Below are 16,766 nucleotides of genomic sequence, written 5' to 3'. Positions count from 1 at the left end.
CGGGTGGAATTATGCTGAGTTTCATCGTCGATATATTAAAAGTTCCTGCTATTCTGGTGGGGATTATTGCCCTGACTGGACTGCTGGCGCAGAAAAAAGGATTTTCTGATGTGGTGAAAGGCACCATCAAAACGATTCTGGGTTTTGTCGTGTTGGGCGGTGGTGCTACCGTGCTGGTCAGTTCGCTTAATCCTTTGGGGGGAATCTTTGAACATGCGTTTAATATTCAAGGGATTATTCCTAATAATGAGGCGATAGTCTCTATCGCGCTGGAAAAATATGGCGCGGCAACGGCGCTGATCATGGCATTTGGGATGGTGGCGAATATTGTGGTAGCGCGCTTTACCCGGCTGAAATTTATTTTTCTGACCGGCCATCACACCTTTTATATGGCCTGCATGATTAGCGTGATTCTGACGGTGGCGGGGTTTAAAGGGGGAGCTCTGGTCTTTACCGGTTCGCTACTGTTAGGGCTGGTGATGGCCTTCTTTCCGGCGCTGGCCCAGCGCTATATGCGGCGTATTACCGGCAATGATGATATCGCCTTTGGTCATTTCGGAACCCTGGGCTATGTACTGGCGGGCTGGATCGGGGGACTGTGCGGTCGGGGATCGCGCTCGACCGAAGAGATGAACCTGCCAAAGAACCTGAGCTTCCTGCGCGATAGCTCTATCTCTATCTCGCTGACGATGATCGTCATCTACATGATTCTGGCAGTATGCGCCGGACGCGACTACGTCGAAGGAGAACTTAGCGCCGGTCAAAACTTCCTGGTCTACGCCATTATTCAGGCTATCACCTTTGCTGCCGGAGTATTCATCATCCTTCAGGGGGTGCGGCTGATTCTGGCGGAAATTGTTCCGGCCTTTACCGGATTTTCAGAGAAGCTGGTACCCAATGCCCGACCGGCGCTGGACTGCCCGGTGGTCTATCCCTATGCCCCGAATGCGGTACTGATTGGTTTCCTGTTTAGTTTTCTTGGCGGGCTGGTGGGGCTATTCCTGTTGGGCCAGTTAAAACTGGTGCTGATCCTGCCCGGGGTGGTGCCACACTTTTTTACCGGCGCAACGGCCGGGGTGTTTGGCAATGCCACGGGGGGACGACGCGGCGCGATGCTGGGGGCCTTTGCTAACGGCCTGCTGATTACCTTTTTGCCGGTACTGCTGCTGCCGGTGCTGGGGGCGCTGGGATTCGCCAATACCACCTTCTCTGATGCCGATTTTGGGGTTGTGGGGATCGTGCTGGGCAATCTGGCACGCTGGCTGTCGCCGATACAGATTACCGGTGTGGTGGTGGTCGTGTTCGCACTGCTGGTTATCGCAGGGGTATTGATGAGGAATAAGCCGGTTCGTCGTCACGACGGCGAAGAAAAAGGAGGGGTGAAATCATGACGTCGGTAAGTGAACTGACGCGCCTGGCGCGCGCTATCCGTATTGAAACATTGAAAATGCTGAATCATCTGGGGTTTGGTCATTATGGCGGCAGCATGTCAGTGGTAGAGACCCTGGCGGTACTCTACGGCGATGTGATGCGAATTGATCCCTCAAAAGCAGACTGGCCGGAGCGCGACTATTTCGTGCTATCTAAAGGTCATGCGGGCCCGGCGCTATATAGCACTCTGGCGCTCGGGGGATTTTTTCCCATGGAGGCGCTGGCGACACTGAATCAGAACGGTACCCGTTTGCCGAGCCACCCCGATAGGCTGAAAACCCCGGGGGTGGACGCCACCACCGGTTCGTTGGGACAGGGGATCTCTATCGCGGCAGGGATTGCGCTTTCCCACAAGCTGGCCAGCCGCCCGAACCGGGTATTCTGTATTGTCGGTGACGGTGAGTTAAATGAGGGGCAGTGCTGGGAGGCATTCCAGTTTATCGCCCATCACCGCCTGAATAATTTACTGATCTTCGTAGACTGGAATAAGCAGCAACTGGACGGCACCCTGGATGAAATTATCCAGCCTTTCGATCTGGCCGAAAAGTTTCGCGCTTTCGGTTTTGATGTGCTGACCATCAAGGGGGACGATATTGCGGCACTGCATCAGGCGGCGAAGCCCGCGCGCGGCGAGGAGCAACGGCCATTGCTGGTGATTCTGGACAGTCATAAAGGGCAGGGGGTGCCCTGTCTGGAGGCGTTGAGTAATTCACACCATTTACGGCCCAATGCGAAAATGCGGGCAGCGCTGGAACAGGCTGTCAGAGAACTGGAGGCTATCCATGATTAAGGTTGCCGCCCCGGGCGGAAAAGATAGCGTGGAGATGCGCAGCGTCTATGCGCAGTTTGTCACGGAGCAGATTGCGGCCCAAAGCGGCATTATCGCGTTGGAGGCGGATCTGATGAGTTCAATGGCGATGGACAGCGTGCAGCGTGACCATCCCAGGCACGTAATTAACTGCGGTATTATGGAGGCCAATGCCGTTGGTGTGGCGGCAGGTCTGGCCCTGACCGGGCGGCGCCCCTTTTTTCACACCTTTACCGCCTTTGCCAGCCGTCGCTGCTTCGACCAGCTATTTATGGCGCTGGATTACCAGGGTAACAATGTGAAGGTGATAGCTTCCGATGCCGGGGTGACGGCCTGTCATAACGGCGGGACCCATATGTCGTTTGAGGATATGGGGATTGTGCGCGGTCTGGCGCATGCCGTGGTAATGGAGGCCACCGATGCGGTTATGCTGCGCGGGCTCCTGGAACAATTGATCGATATGGAGGGGTTCTACTGGCTGCGCACTATTCGCAAACAGGCCGCCACCGTCTATCAGCCCGGCAGCCGGTTTACTATCGGCAAAGGTAACCTGCTGCGCGACGGCCAGGATGTGACGCTTATTGCCAACGGTATTATGGTGGGTGAAGCGCGCCAGGCGGCACACATACTGGAACAGCAGGGGATAAGCGCCGCAGTTATCGATATGTTCACCCTTAAGCCTATCGATCGACAGCTGATTGTCAGATATGCACGTCAGACGGGGCGCATCGTAACCTGCGAGAATCACAGCATCCATAATGGCCTGGGCTCCGCCGTTGCCGAAGTGCTGGGAGAGTCCTGCCCGACGCCGATGCGGCGCGTTGGGGTTAATGGGCGCTATGGTCAGGTGGGCACCCAGGCGTTTCTTCAGCAGGAGTATGGCCTTACCGCCGGGGATATCGTTGCGGCGGCGCACGAGCTGTTGTAATAGCTCCCCCGTCTCAGGCGGGGGAGGTTCATACCAATTACAATAACTCCATCACCCGGCGCAGCAGGCGAATGCGCGGTTCGATACTGGCGATATCCAGATATTCCTCCGGGCTGTGAAAACCCGCGCCGATGGGGCCCAGGCCATCAAGCGTCGGAATTCCCGGCGCTGCGGTATGGTTGGCGTCGCTGCCGTCGCCCACCGATTGCCAGCGGATGCCCCCCTTCATCCGCACCCGCTTGATACAGTTTTTTTCCGTTGCCCACTGAGGTGAACTGATTCAGGTCATATTTGGTGTCGAAGGGAAAAGCCAGAAACAGGAAATGTGACAGAGAGTGGGTTTGGGGGGAGAAATGTCCGGGCCGCCCCAAAGGACGGCCCGGACATCAGTACGCCACAGCTTACTGCTGGGTGGACTGAATCGCGGTCAGTGCGATGGTGTAGACGATATCGTCAACCAGCGCGCCGCGGGACAGGTCATTCACCGGCTTACGCATACCCTGCAGCATCGGTCCGATGGAGATCAGATCAGCGGAACGCTGTACGGCTTTGTAAGTGGTGTTACCGGTGTTCAGATCCGGGAAGATGAAGACGGTAGCGCGACCAGCAACCGGAGAATTCGGTGCTTTAGATTTAGCTACGTCGGCCATTACGGCGGCGTCATACTGAAGCGGGCCGTCGATCATCAGATCCGGGCGTTTTTCCTGGGCCAGACGGGTGGCTTCACGCACTTTCTCTACATCGCTACCTGCGCCGGAGGTACCGGTGGAGTAGGAGAGCATCGCGACACGCGGCTCAATACCGAAGGCAGTGGCGGAATCAGCAGATTGAATAGCGATTTCAGCCAGCTGCTCGGCGGTCGGATCCGGGTTGATGGCGCAGTCGCCATAGACGTAAACCTGTTCCGGCAGCAGCATAAAGAACACGGAAGAGACCAGCGAGCTGCCCGGCGCGGTTTTGATCAGCTGCAGCGGCGGACGGATGGTGTTGGCAGTGGTGTGAACAGCGCCAGAAACCAGACCGTCGACTTCGTCCTGCTCCAGCATCAGCGTGCCCAGCACGACGTTGTCTTCCAGCTGTTCGCGAGCAACGGCTTCGGTCATGCCTTTGTTCTTACGCAGCTCCACCAGGCGGGCAACGTAGCTTTCACGTACCACGTTCGGATCGACGATTTCGATACCGGCACCCAGTTCAACGCCCTGAGAAGCCGCAACGCGGTTTACTTCGTCCGGGTTGCCCAACAGCACACAGGTCGCGATACCGCGCTGTGCGCAGATAGAAGCCGCTTTGACGGTACGCGGTTCGTCGCCTTCCGGCAGCACCACGCGCTTGCCTGCTTTGCGCGCCAGCTCGGTGAGCTGGTAGCGGAAGGCGGGCGGAGAGAGGCGACGGCTGCGCTCGGAAGTGGCGGTCAGAGAGTCGATCCACTCCTGACTGATGTGGCTGGCCACATATTCCTGAACCTTCTCGATACGCTCGTGGTCATCGGCCGGAACTTCGAGGTTGAAGCTCTGCAGGCTCAGCGAGGTCTGCCAGGTATTGGTGCTGACCATAAAGACCGGCAGGCCGGTGCTGAAGGCGCGTTCGCACAGTTTGGCGATGCGCTCGTCCATCTGATAACCGCCGGTCAGCAGCAGGGCGCCGATCTCAACACCGTTCATGGCGGCGAGGCAGGCAGCGACCAGTACGTCGGGGCGATCGGCAGAAGTTACCAGCAGAGATCCCGGGCGGAAGTGCTCCAGCATATGGGGAATGCTGCGGGCGCAGAAGGTCACAGACTTCACGCGACGGGTGTTGATGTCGCCTTCGTTAATGATGTCGGCATTCAGGTGACGAGCCATATCGATGGCGCGGGTGGCTATCAGATCGAAGCTCCACGGCACGGCGCCCAGCACTGGCAGCGGGCTGGTTTCCTGCAGTTTTTTGGGCTCGATGTGGATGACCTGGGCCTTGGTGGAGTCGTCGAAGATCTCGGAGAGATCCGGACGAGTACGGCCCTGCTCGTCAACCGGCGCGTTCAGCTTATTGACGATAACGCCGGTGATGTTGCTGTTCTTCGCGCCGCCGAAGCTGCTGCGAGTCAGTTCCAGACGCTCTTTGATCTGCTCCGGGCTGTCGGTGCCGGGTGCCGTCACGAAGACGATTTCCGCGTTCAGCGTTTTGGCTATCTCGTAGTTCAGCGACTGGGCGAACTGGTGTTTACGGGTCGGCACCAGGCCTTCGACCAGCACCACTTCCGCATCTTTGGTATTGGCGTGGTAGTTGGCGATAATCTCTTCCATCAGCACGTCTTTCTGGTTGCTGGACAACAGCGACTCGACGTGGCTCATGCGCAGCGGCTCGGCGGCCGGCAGGTCGGAGTTAGCGCGGATGATGGTGGTCGTCTGGTCAGGCGCATCGCCGCCGCTGCGCGGTTGGGCGATGGGTTTGAAGACGCTCAGACGAACGCCTTTACGTTCCATTGCGCGGATCACGCCGAGGCTGACGCTGGTCAGGCCGACACTGGTTCCGGTTGGAATAAGCATGATGATACGGGACACGATTTATCCTCTTGCTGCAGGCGCCCGCTGCGGCGGGCGCGACACAAAACAACACCGCCAGCAGGGCTGGCGGTGGGGAATCAGGCGGTCAGACGGCTGGCGTCCTGCGCGATGACCAGTTCTTCGTTGGTCGGAATGACGATGGCCGGACGAGTGCCTTCTTTATTGATGAAGCCAGACTTGCCGAAGCGGGCAGCCAGGTTGCGCTCGTGATCGACTTCGAAGCCCAGTACGCCCAGTTTGCCCAGGGAGAGTTCACGTACCATCGCTGCGTTTTCGCCGATGCCGCCGGTGAAGATGACCGCGTCCAGACGACCATCCATCAGCGCGGTGTAGGAACCGATGTACTTCGCCAGACGGTGGCAGTAAACGTCCATCGCGCGCTTCGCATCTTCTTTGGTGTCGTAGTTATCTTCAACGTAGCGGCAGTCGCTGGTCACTTCGGTCAGACCCAGCAGGCCGGACTCTTTGGTCAGCAGCTTGTTGATCTGATCCACACTCATACCCAGAGTATCGTGCAGATGGAAGATGATAGCCGGGTCGATATCACCGGAGCGGGTGCCCATAACCAGACCTTCCAGCGGGGTCAGACCCATGGAGGTGTCAACGCATTTGCCGTTGCGAATCGCAGAAACGGAACCGCCGTTGCCCAGGTGGCAGGTAATGATGTTCAGCTCTTCCACCGGCTTGTTCAGCACTTTGGCGGCTTCCTGGGTGACATAGAAGTGGCTGGTGCCGTGAGCGCCATAGCGACGGATGCCGTGCTCTTTATACAAGCTGTATGGCAGGGCATAGAGGTAAGACTCTTCCGGCATGGTCTGATGGAACGCGGTGTCGAATACGGCCACGTTTTTGTCCTTCAACTGCGGGAAGGATTTCAGCGCTTCTGCGATGCCGATCAGGTGAGCCGGGTTGTGCAGCGGTGCAAAAGATGCGGAGTCTTTGATACCCTGGATAACGCTGTCGTCAATGACAACGGAGCGGGTGTATTTCTCACCGCCGTGCACGATACGGTGGCCGATAGCGGTCAGTTGGGCGGATAGCTCCGGCTTCTGCGCCAGAATGTTATTAACAATAAAGTTCAGCGCTTCGCTATGGGCAGCACCTGCGCCCAGCGCGGCTTCTTCTTTATTTCCGTCCATTTTCCATTTGATGCGGGCTTCCGGCAGGTGGAAACACTCGGCCAGGCCAGAGATGTGCTCTTCGCCGTTAGCGGCATCAATGATGGCGAATTTCAGTGAGGAGCTACCGCAGTTCAGAACCAGTACTAACTTACTCGACATGGAAGTACCTATTTATATACGTGGCTAAAAAAACGACATTCAGTCTCTCAGCGTAGCGTAAGATGACGTCGACGTTTATGATTAACGTCATGCCAGGTTCTTTATTTTGGCATGGCGAAGAAATAGTCATGCGTTCAGGCGATTTCGCGTAAACTAAAGACACAGGCGCAAAGCGCAAAATGTGGCACCAGGTGTTCCGTTACGGTTAACCCTACGGGAATCAAAAGGCGGCCACCAAAGGCCGGCACAGGATACTCGATTGCGCCACTTAATGACAAAACATTTTGAATCTTGTCACTTACTGTTGTTATCTTGCATAAAAATTTTATTTTTTGTTTGTGAATTTGAGGTATAAGCCATGTCATCTTCCCCGAATCGCCCGGTGAGCGGGTTTAGCCTGTTTCGTCGGGGTCAGCAGTACGCCGGGACGTGGCCAATGGAAAAACGTCTTGCCCCCGTCTTTGTTGAAAACCGCGTGATTCGCGCTACCCGTTTCGCCATCCGCTTTATGCCGCCGATCGCCATCTTTACGCTGTGCTGGCAGATAGCCCTGGGGGGCCAGATCGGCCCGACTGTCGCAACCGCGCTATTTGCGCTGAGTCTGCCGCTACAGGGGCTGTGGTGGTTGGGTAAGCGTTCGGTGACGCCGCTGCCGCCGTCAGTCCTTCAGTGGTTCTATGAGGTTCGGGAACGTCTGGAAGAAGCCGGGCAGTCAATGACGCCGGTACAGGGCAAGCCTGACTACCAGGCGCTGGCGGAAACCCTTAAACGCGCGTTTCGCCAGTTGGATAAAACTTTTCTTGATGATTTGTAATCCCCCCTGAATTACGCATATAAAGGAAGGCACATTTATGTGCCTCTTTTTTTAGTCTATTGTTCGCAGGCTCTCAGCCTTGAGGAGTAAAGAAATGGAAATGACCAACGCCCAGCGTCTGATTCTTTCGAACCAGTACAAAATGATGACCCTGCTCGATCCGGACAACGCCGAGCGTTATCGTCGCCTGCAGACCATCGTGGAGCGTGGCTACGGGCTGCAGATGCGCGAGCTGGATCGCGAATTTGGTCAGCTCACGGAAGAGACCTGCCGCGAAATCATCGATGTGATGGAGATGTACCACGCTCTGCACGTCTCCTGGAGCAACCTTAAGGATAACCAGGAGATCGACGAGCGTCGGGTCACCTTCCTGGGTTTTGATGCCGCGACCGAAGCGCGTTTCCTGGGCTATGTGCGCTTCATGGTGAATGTGGAAGGGCGCTACGCCCACTTCGATGCTGGCAGCCACGGCTTTAACTCGCAGACGCCAATGTGGGATAAATACCAGCGTATGCTGAAGGTCTGGCACGGTTGCCCGCGTCAGTATCACCTCAGCGCCAATGAAATTAGCCAGATTATTAACGCCTGAACCGGGAGGTAATGCGTGGAGTGTCAGGGATTCCTGTTCGATCTTGATGGTACGCTGGTGGATTCACTGCCGGTGGTGGAGCGGGCATGGTGCCGCTGGGCCGATCGTTTCGGCATCAACCATGAAGAGGTGCTGAGCTTTATTCACGGTAAGCAGGCGATAACCTCGCTGCGCCATTTTATGGCCGGGCGTGATGAGGCGGACATTCAACGCGAATTCTACGCGCTGGAGAAAATCGAAGCGGAAGATACTGACGGTGTCATCGCGCTGCCCGGGGCACTGGCTCTGCTTGAACAGTTAAACGCGGCGGGTGTGCCCTGGGCTATCGTGACCTCCGGCTCGCTGCCGGTGGCATCGGCCAGGATCCGGGCGGCGGGGCTGCCGGAGCCGAAGGTTCTGGTGACCGCTGAGCAGGTGGCGAAGGGGAAACCGCAGCCGGATGCCTACCTGCTGGGCGCCCAACGTCTGGCGCTGCAACCGGAAGCTTGCGCGGTGGTGGAAGATGCCCCTGCGGGGATCGAAGCTGGTCTGGCGGCGGGCTGCCGGGTGATTGCGGTTAATGCGCCTCAGGGGACGCCGCGCCTCGACGAGGTGGACTTCGCTATCGCGCGCCTGGATGCGCTGCGAATACTGCCTGAGCCCGGCGGTTTAACGCAGGTGGAAACGCACTGAATAATGATTTGGCCCCGCTTCTGGCGGGGCTTTTTTATGGCATGATGCATGTCTGTGTGAATTCAACAAGGATGGGTTGTGAACGCTGAACTTATCTGGGTTCTGTCCCTGTTGGCGATTGCCGTTATTTTATTTGCGACCGATAAGGTACGCATGGATGCCGTGGCGCTGATGGTGATTGTCGCCTTTGTATTGAGCGGCACTCTGACCCTGAGCGAGGCCTTTTCGGGCTTTAGCGATCCGAATGTTATCCTGATCGCCGCGCTGTTTATTATCGGCGAGGGGCTGGTGCGCACCGGTGTGGCGGCGCGGATGGGCTCCTGGCTGGTACAGGTGGCGGGCAGTAGCGAAACCAAAATGCTGGTGCTGCTGATGGTTACCGTTGCCGGGTTGGGCGCATTTATGAGCTCCACCGGCGTAGTGGCGATTTTTATTCCTGTGGTGCTGAGCGTTTCAGCGCGTATGAAAATTGCGCCTTCGGGTCTGATGATGCCGCTCAGCTTCGCTGGTCTCATCAGCGGCATGATGACCCTGGTGGCGACGCCACCTAACCTGGTGGTGAACAGCGAACTGCTGCGCGAAGGGCTGCAGGGCTTCCACTTTTTTAGCGTGACGCCGATAGGCGCGGTTATTTTGCTGCTGGGCATCGGCTATATGCTGGTGGCGCGCTTCGCCCTGAAGGGACGGGAGCGGGACGACGGTAAAGAGGGCTGGAAGCGCCGGACTTTTCGGGATTTGATTAAAGAGTATCGCCTGAGCGGGCGGGCGCGGCGCCTGGCGATTCGCCCGGGTTCTCCGTTGATCGGTCAGCGGCTGGACGATCTGAAACTGCGCGAGCGCTATGGTGCTAACGTGATTGGCCTGGAACGCTGGCGTCGCTTCCGGCGTGTGATTGTGAACGCGACCGGTGGAACCGAGTTTCGGGTGCGGGATGTGCTGTTGATCGATATGTCCAATTCAGAAGTCGACCTGCGCGAATTCTGTGGCGAACAGATGCTGGAGCCGATGATACTGCGTGGCGAATACTTTTCCGACCAGGCGCTGGACGTAGGGATGGCCGAAGTGGTGATGACGCCGGAGTCGGAGTTGATGGGACAGACGGTGCGTCAGATAGCGTTTCGCAGTCGCTATGGTCTGAACGTGGTGGGCATCAAGCGCAACGGCGAAGCGATAGCGGGCGGCTTACTGGATGAGCCGCTGCAGTTGGGAGATACCCTGCTGGTTGTCGGTAACTGGAAGTTGATCAGCCAACTAGGACAGCAGAGCCGCGATTTCGTGGTGCTCAATTTGCCGGTGGAAGAGCAGGAAGCCTCTCCTGCCCATAGTCAGGCACCCCATGCCATTTTTTGCCTGGCGCTGATGGTAGCGCTGATGCTAACCGATGAGGTCCCCAATCCCGTTGCGGCCATTATCGCCTGTCTGTTGATGGGTAAGTTTCGCTGTATCGACTCTGAAAGCGCCTGGAAAGCGATCCACTGGCCAAGCATTATCCTGATTGTGGGCATGATGCCTTTCGCGCTGGCGTTGCAGAAAACTGGCGGGGTGGATCTGATCGTTAAAGGGCTAATGGAGGTGGGCGGTGGTTACGGGCCGCATCTGATGCTGGTTTGTCTGTTTGTGCTGTGCGCCACCATTGGGCTGTTTATCTCTAACACCGCCACGGCGGTGTTGATGGCGCCAATCGCGCTGGCGGCGGCGAAGTCGATGGGCGTTTCTCCTTATCCTTTTGCGATGGTGGTCGCCATGGCGGCATCCGCCGCCTTTATGACGCCGGTTTCGTCGCCGGTGAATACTCTGGTGCTGGGGCCGGGTAACTATCAGTTCAGCGACTTTGTGAAGATTGGCGTGCCATTCACCCTGATTGTGATGGTGGTCTGCGTGTTGCTGATTCCGGTACTGTTTCCGTTCTGATCTCTTCCCGCCCGGTGTTTAACGCCGGGTGGTTATTTCTGATGCGCCGAGAGTTCGTGACGCGCCGCTTGGGCCAGAAAGTGACTACGATCTCGATAAGCGGCGGGATTCTCTTTTACCCGATTATCAATGCAGGCCAGCAGAGTATCGGGTAGTGAAATATTGATGCGCAGCGGCTTACCGCTAAAGCGGCTGATATCGACATCGACGGCGAACCATTCGCTATAGTCTACCCACTGGGGATCCTTCTTATAGCGCAGAGTGCCCGCATCGTGGAGAGTGGACAGATCGACGCTGTCTTCCGCCATCTGTTCCACAATAAGCAGAATGGCTTCCCTTGCCCTGGCGGCCATTTCCGCTTCGGTATCGGCGGCGGAAAGGCAACCGTAGCTTTCGTTACACAGAGCCGGTACCACCAGTCCGAACGCGGTCTGGTCATTTTCCGGTAAGCAAACGCCAACAGAGAAAAACATATATGGCCTCCTGGTTAGTGGGTCTGGATCCCCGCCATCCTTTTGATAGCTTTTACCGTGCCGACAGGTAAATCCTTTTTGGGATGTGGGACCGGGAATGTACGCCCGGTAATGGGAGACCACCAGATTTGATGACTGCCGCCGCCCTGGCGGCGCAGAATGCAACCTGCCGCAGTCAGCGTTTTTATCAGATCGCCGGATTTCATGGCTCCCTCCCGGTAGTGATATTTATACACACGAGTACACACAAATCAAGTTCGGCCTGACCATAATGAAAAATGCGTCACGGCATGATACGGCGTTGTGGTTCCAAAGGGCGGGAGAGAGTGATTTTTTGCGAGAGGTTACGAAGAGAAAAAGAGCCCGTCAGAAGCGGGCTCCAGGAAACGGTTACAGCGGAGAATCCTGGCTGATTTCGTCGAGCGACAGATGAAAGCTGGGAACGAAGACCTGCATAAAATAGTCCATTTCTTCACTTTTTCGCTCGGCCAGGGTCTTTTCCAGTCGGCTCTTTGCCAGCAGAAACTCATTGTTCCCGGCGGACAATTCCTCCAGACATTTCAGGTAAGCGCACAGAGCATCTGCCTGTTTAACCAGCGATTTTTCCTCTGCGCTGCATTGCTGTTCATCGATAAGCGGGGCGAAGATATCGCGCAGCTCTTCGGGAACCATCTCGACCAGTTTGTGCTGGGCTATCTTTTCAATCGCCTTATACTCATGAGCAATCTGGGTGTTGAAATACTTTACTGGTGTCGGTAGATCGCCGGTTAGCACTTCGCTGGCGTCGTGATAGAGCGCCAGCAGGGCGATACGTTCGGCGTTAAGATTGCCGCCAAACTTGCGGTTTTTGATAGCCGCCAGCGCATGGGCGACCATCGCCACTTGCAGACTGTGCTCGGAAACATTTTCCGTACGCACGTTGCGCATCAGCGGCCAGCGATTAATTAGTTTCAGGCGGGAAAGGTGGGCGAAAAAGTGACTCTGGCTCATAGTACATCATTCCGGAAACGGTATTGAGCCATTGTGAGGGCAGCGAAGGGAAGATGCAAATCCCTGCGCTGCCGCGCGCTTTACTGATGGTAACCGGAAAGGAAACGGCCGAATTTGCTGATGGCCATCTCCAGATCGTCAACCCGGGGCAGGGTGACGATACGTACGTGATCCGGGTAAGGCCAGTTAAAGGCGCTGCCCTGAACCAGCAGTACTTTTTCCTGCAACAGGAAGTCGAGCACCATTTTCTGGTCGTCGTGCAGATTAAAACGCTTAGGATCGATGCGCGGGAACATATAGAGCGCGCCATTTGGCTTAACGCAGCTCACGCCAGGAATATCGTTAATCAGTTCCCAGGCGCGATTACGCTGCTCATAAAGACGGCCGCCTGGCAGGATAAATTCGCTGATGCTCTGATAACCGCCCAGGGCAGTCTGAATGGCGTGCTGGGCCGGGACGTTAGCGCACAGCCGCATCGACGCCAGCATTTCCAGCCCTTCGATATAGCCGCGGGCGTGTTTCTTCGGCCCGTTCAACACCATCCAGCCCTGGCGGAAACCCGCCACGCGGTAAGTTTTTGACAGACCATTAAAGGTGATGGTCAGCAGATCGGGCGCCAGTGCGGCAATAGAGTGATGTTGCGCCTCATCGTAAAGAATCTTGTCGTAGATCTCGTCGGCAAAAATGATCAGGTCGTGCTGGCGGGCGAGCTCAACAATCTCCAGCAGCAACTCTTTGGAATAGACGGCGCCGGTGGGATTGTTGGGGTTAATGATGACGATTCCGCGGGTGCGGGGCGTAATCTTTGAACGAATGTCATCCAGATCCGGGAACCAGTCGGATGATTCATCGCACAGATAATGCACCGCATTACCACCGGACAGAGAGACCGCTGCAGTCCACAATGGGTAGTCCGGCGCTGGTACCAGCATCTCGTCGCCGCTGTTCAGCAGAGCCTGCATGGCCTGCACAATAAGCTCTGAAACCCCATTGCCGATATAGATATCTTCGGTGGTAATATCCAGCATGCCGCGCTGCTGATAGTGCTGCATAATGGCTTTACGGGCCGACCAGAGTCCCTTGGAGTCGCAGTAGCCCTGAGCCGTTGGCAGATTGCGGATGACGTCCACCAGGATCTCATCCGGGGCCTCAAAACCGAAAGGGGCCGGGTTGCCGATATTCAGTTTCAGAACCTTATTGCCTTCTTCTTCAAGGCGTTTGGCCTCTTTTAGTACCGGGCCACGGATGTCATAGCAGACGTGATCGAGTTTGCTGGATTTTTCGATGGGTGACATGAATCAGACCTTTTATTGTTACGGCTTCCGGCCGTGGAAGCGCAGCGCCTGTCAATGTACTCCTCCCGCGCGCGCTTTTGAAGCCCGAAAAGAGGGCCAAAACGTCGAGACGGGACAATTGTTACAACATTCGGGAAATAATAAAAAAAAACGGCTCAGGATAAAATAATGTTTTGATTCCACAGGTTTTTATGGGAAAGAACAGATAACTTAGCGTTAAATGCGATACGGTTTTACTCAAGGCGCTATCCAGGAGAAAGTGTGATCCCGACATGCAGAATTATCCTGTTTTTCACTTAAGTAATGGTTAACATTTCCAGGTGAGAAGATTTGAAAATTAATTATCAGGTTAAAAATCTGTAGAGTAAGACAGACAACGTTGTAAGCTAAAGTTGCAAAATGGATGATTAATTATTCAGATACCTCTAATAGGGTAGGTTCTCTGTTGAGTGTTATAAACAGTGAAACAGAGCTTTCAAAAACAGATACAGATCAGATAAATCGCAAGAAAGCTTATAAATGAAGCAAAGTTGCGATAAGATGTTCCCCTACCGTCAGAGTGGGCCAACTCGGTTCCACGTTATCTGCCGGAAGCGATAGTCGCACAAAAACCATGTAGTTCGAAGGGATTAGCTAACAAATAGTCTAACTGTAAAATAGTTTAATTTCCCTAAAGCTAAATTTTACTGAAGTGATAAAAACCATTAATTCTTTAAACGCGTTGACAATGATTTCCATACTTTAATTGACGGGGGTAGCGTATAAAAACGAGAATTTGGCCGTTGGATTGATTAACAGGATATATGAATCCGACAAAAATGCTGTCAATAACCTTCAGTACCAGGAATAGATGTCCCAATAAATAAATCAGGATGACTGCCAGGAACAGGCAGCTTCAGAACTGAACGGAGACGTGCTTCAAAAGGAATTGCTTTATCTCTTTGATAATACACAGCAATAGAACCGGGGCAGCTCCATAAGAGCAACCTACTACGTGAAAAAATATGATAAATGCAAACCGTCCGATACTTAACCTCGATCTTGATCTGCTGCGAACCTTCGTTGCAGTCGCCGATCTGAATACCTTTGCTGCTGCTGCTGCAGCCGTTTGCCGTACTCAGTCCGCTGTCAGTCAGCAGATGCAGCGGCTTGAGCAATTGGTGGGTAAAGAACTGTTCGCTCGCCATGGACGCAACAAGCTGCTAACGGAACACGGTATCCAGCTCCTGGGGTATGCCAGAAAAATCCTACGCTTTAACGATGAAGCGTGCAGTTCATTAATGTTTAACGATCTCCAGGGTGTTCTGACGATCGGCGCTTCTGATGAGTCTGCAGATACCATTCTGCCGTTTTTACTCAACCGGATTAGCTCATCCTGGCCACGGCTGGCGATTGACGTTCGGGTAAAGCGTAATCCTTGCATGCCCGAGATCCTGCGTCAGCAAGAAGTGGACCTGGTCGTTACCACATCGCGCCTGGAGCAGGCTGACTGCCTGACATTACGTACCTCGCCCACGCTCTGGTATTGCGCGGCTGATTATATCTTCCAGAAAGGGGAGACCGTGCCGCTGGTATTACTGGATGAACCCAGCCCCTACCGGGATATGATGGTCGGGCTCCTGAACGAAGCTGGCATTCCCTGGCGTATCTCTTATGTCGCGTCTACGTTGCCGGCCGTTAAGGCGGCGGTGAAAGCGGGCCTGGGGATTACCGCTCGCCCTGTCGAGATGATGAGTCAGGAGCTACGCGTGCTGGGACATTCTGATGGCCTGCCGCAGCTGCCGGAAACCCGCTATCATCTGTGCCGTCACCATACGTCTTCCAGCGAGCTTGCGGAAGCCGTGTTCCGGGCGCTGGGTGATGAACACAACTCCTGGCATTACTACCAGAACGGCGGCGCCAGTGGCGAAGCGCAGTCACGTGGCGAAAGCAGCGGCGACTGATGAAAGCGTCTGTGACTTTCCGAACGTAATGATTAAAAACAGGCCGCTAAACGGTTTTTTAAGCCGGGCGGCTCGTTTTTTAACCTCTCCTCGTCGGCAGGCCTGCTGGCGGTGAAAAAATGCGCTAATTTTATAAAGGCGCCTCTGCTTTTTTTGATCTCAAACCGTGAATCCAGGATGACAGGCCGCATTTCTTGTTAAAAAAACACCGTCATTGTTGCTGCTTTTTTATGTGAATTAACAAAACCGTGTCCTGGATCAAGAAATTACTCCCTTCAGGGGGGATGAAACTCTGACAATTCCTGCCAGAATAGTAGGGTAGTACCCTTTTCACACAGTGACGGACTCGATTCAACAGTAGCATTTTGGGCTATATGTCCCGCAGATGTAATCGATATGGCATAAAATGTTAATGAGAATGGTGTTATGTGAACTAATGTGTGGATACCTTTGTTAAAGTTGACAAAAGGTTATAGAAAGGGGTAAAAAACCCTAATAATTAGCTGCCTTACCGTTCTTCTTTGTGGCAGAAATTGTGCGGTTTTTTGTTCCTTCCCGTAAATCATTGTGGTGTTCATCTGCTGCATGCGCACAGGCAGAGATTCCGTAACCACTTTTTGAGAAAGCTTTGAGTATGTCAACATCCATTGAAGTCATCGCTCACCACTGGGCGTTTGCCATCTTTTTCATTGTTGCCATTGGTCTGTGTTGTCTGATGCTGGCCGGGGCCTGGTTCCTGGGTGGTCGCGCTCGCGCAAGACACAAAAACACGCCCTTTGAGTCAGGTATCGATCCGGTTGGAACGGCACGCTTACGCCTTTCAGCTAAGTTCTATCTGGTTGCCATGTTCTTCGTCATCTTCGACGTAGAAGCGCTTTATCTTTACGCATGGGCAATCTCCGTTCGCGAAAGCGGGTGGGTAGGATTTATCGAGGCCGCAATTTTCATTTTAGTGCTACTGGCAGGTCTGGTTTATCTGGTGCGTATCGGCGCGCTGGACTGGACGCCCGCGCGTTCGCGCCGCGAGCTTGTTAATCCGGAACCGACCAACAGTCACACTCACCAACAACGCTAAACGCGAGGCAATCA

The 16,766-nt window shown here is 54.9% G+C and carries 15 protein-coding genes and 1 pseudogene; 9 read left to right on the top strand and 7 right to left on the bottom strand.

The features are described 5' to 3' along the window. The first annotated feature begins 11 nt into the window (after nucleotides 1-11). The 3 genes from SCU88_RS17800 to SCU88_RS17790 are packed head-to-tail and all read left to right on the top strand — an operon-like array spanning nucleotide 12 to nucleotide 3,167. Nucleotides 12-1,391: a PTS ascorbate transporter subunit IIC gene (locus SCU88_RS17800; RefSeq protein WP_175341212.1), complete on the top strand. Its 1,380-nt coding sequence runs from the start codon at nucleotides 12-14 to the stop codon at nucleotides 1,389-1,391. Beyond that, on the top strand, nucleotides 1,388-2,221 hold the full coding sequence (locus SCU88_RS17795) for a 1-deoxy-D-xylulose-5-phosphate synthase N-terminal domain-containing protein (RefSeq protein WP_175341211.1): 834 nt from the start codon (nucleotides 1,388-1,390) through the stop codon (nucleotides 2,219-2,221). The genes SCU88_RS17800 and SCU88_RS17795 overlap by 4 nt, the downstream gene beginning before the upstream one ends. After that, complete coding sequence (locus tag SCU88_RS17790; protein WP_175341210.1) at nucleotides 2,214-3,167, top strand: transketolase family protein; 954 nt, start codon at nucleotides 2,214-2,216, stop codon at nucleotides 3,165-3,167. Before SCU88_RS17795 ends, SCU88_RS17790 begins: the two co-directional genes overlap by 8 nt. A gap of 37 nt (nucleotides 3,168-3,204) precedes the next feature. Here SCU88_RS17790 and SCU88_RS17785 read toward each other — a convergent pair. The 3 genes and pseudogenes from SCU88_RS17785 to ackA all read right to left on the bottom strand — a co-directional run. Next, nucleotides 3,205-3,384 (bottom strand): annotated as a pseudogene (locus SCU88_RS17785) (M20/M25/M40 family metallo-hydrolase); the annotation flags it as partial. 184 nt (nucleotides 3,385-3,568) lie between these two features. After that, nucleotides 3,569-5,707 carry a phosphate acetyltransferase gene (gene pta / locus SCU88_RS17780; RefSeq protein ID WP_138098609.1) on the bottom strand — a complete coding sequence of 713 codons (2,139 nt, stop codon included), beginning with the start codon at nucleotides 5,705-5,707 and terminating at the stop codon, nucleotides 3,569-3,571. Between the two features lie 80 nt (nucleotides 5,708-5,787). After that, entirely contained in the window at nucleotides 5,788-6,990 is a 1,203-nt protein-coding gene (gene ackA / locus SCU88_RS17775; RefSeq protein WP_175341209.1) for an acetate kinase, read from the bottom strand. Between the two features lie 358 nt (nucleotides 6,991-7,348). Here ackA and yfbV point away from each other — a divergent pair, with 358 nt between their 5' ends. From yfbV to SCU88_RS17755, 4 genes are all read left to right on the top strand, one after another. Then, on the top strand, nucleotides 7,349-7,804 hold the full coding sequence (gene yfbV, locus SCU88_RS17770) for a terminus macrodomain insulation protein YfbV (protein WP_138098605.1): 456 nt from the start codon (nucleotides 7,349-7,351) through the stop codon (nucleotides 7,802-7,804). Nucleotides 7,805-7,898: 94 nt separating this feature from the next. Further along, nucleotides 7,899-8,393, top strand: coding sequence for a YfbU family protein (locus tag SCU88_RS17765; protein ID WP_138098603.1), 495 nt, complete (start codon nucleotides 7,899-7,901; stop codon nucleotides 8,391-8,393). A 15-nt stretch (nucleotides 8,394-8,408) separates the two neighbouring features. Further along, nucleotides 8,409-9,065 carry a sugar phosphatase gene (locus tag SCU88_RS17760; RefSeq protein ID WP_138098601.1) on the top strand — a complete coding sequence of 219 codons (657 nt, stop codon included), beginning with the start codon at nucleotides 8,409-8,411 and terminating at the stop codon, nucleotides 9,063-9,065. A gap of 78 nt (nucleotides 9,066-9,143) precedes the next feature. Next, a complete protein-coding gene (locus SCU88_RS17755) occupies nucleotides 9,144-10,976 on the top strand; it encodes an SLC13 family permease (protein ID WP_175341208.1) in 1,833 nt (610 codons plus the stop codon). Nucleotides 10,977-11,008: 32 nt separating this feature from the next. Here SCU88_RS17755 and SCU88_RS17750 read toward each other — a convergent pair whose 3' ends face one another. The 4 genes from SCU88_RS17750 to SCU88_RS17735 form a co-directional block, all read right to left on the bottom strand. Continuing rightward, nucleotides 11,009-11,449, bottom strand: a complete 441-nt coding sequence (locus SCU88_RS17750; RefSeq protein ID WP_138098598.1) for a type II toxin-antitoxin system HicB family antitoxin — start codon at nucleotides 11,447-11,449, stop codon at nucleotides 11,009-11,011. Between the two features lie 14 nt (nucleotides 11,450-11,463). Beyond that, nucleotides 11,464-11,655, bottom strand: coding sequence for a type II toxin-antitoxin system HicA family toxin (locus tag SCU88_RS17745; RefSeq protein ID WP_138098596.1), 192 nt, complete (start codon nucleotides 11,653-11,655; stop codon nucleotides 11,464-11,466). Between the two features lie 184 nt (nucleotides 11,656-11,839). Continuing rightward, on the bottom strand, nucleotides 11,840-12,439 hold the full coding sequence (yfbR, locus tag SCU88_RS17740; protein ID WP_175341207.1) for a 5'-deoxynucleotidase: 600 nt from the start codon (nucleotides 12,437-12,439) through the stop codon (nucleotides 11,840-11,842). Nucleotides 12,440-12,519: 80 nt separating this feature from the next. Then, entirely contained in the window at nucleotides 12,520-13,734 is a 1,215-nt protein-coding gene (locus tag SCU88_RS17735) for an aminotransferase class I/II-fold pyridoxal phosphate-dependent enzyme (protein WP_175341206.1), read from the bottom strand. 1,004 nt (nucleotides 13,735-14,738) lie between these two features. Between SCU88_RS17735 and lrhA the strand changes: the two genes are divergently transcribed. Together lrhA and nuoA are read left to right on the top strand one after the other, a co-directional pair. Continuing rightward, nucleotides 14,739-15,677, top strand: coding sequence for a transcriptional regulator LrhA (lrhA, locus tag SCU88_RS17730; RefSeq protein WP_175341205.1), 939 nt, complete (start codon nucleotides 14,739-14,741; stop codon nucleotides 15,675-15,677). 628 nt (nucleotides 15,678-16,305) lie between these two features. Next, a complete protein-coding gene (gene nuoA / locus SCU88_RS17725) occupies nucleotides 16,306-16,752 on the top strand; it encodes an NADH-quinone oxidoreductase subunit NuoA (protein WP_138098588.1) in 447 nt (148 codons plus the stop codon). Nucleotides 16,753-16,766: the final 14 nt, after the last annotated feature.

This window comes from Jejuibacter sp. L23 (assembly GCF_050815825.1).
Classification (GTDB): Bacteria; Pseudomonadota; Gammaproteobacteria; order Enterobacterales; family Enterobacteriaceae; genus Jejubacter; species Jejubacter calystegiae.
This window is presented reverse-complemented; position numbering and strand designations above follow the sequence as displayed.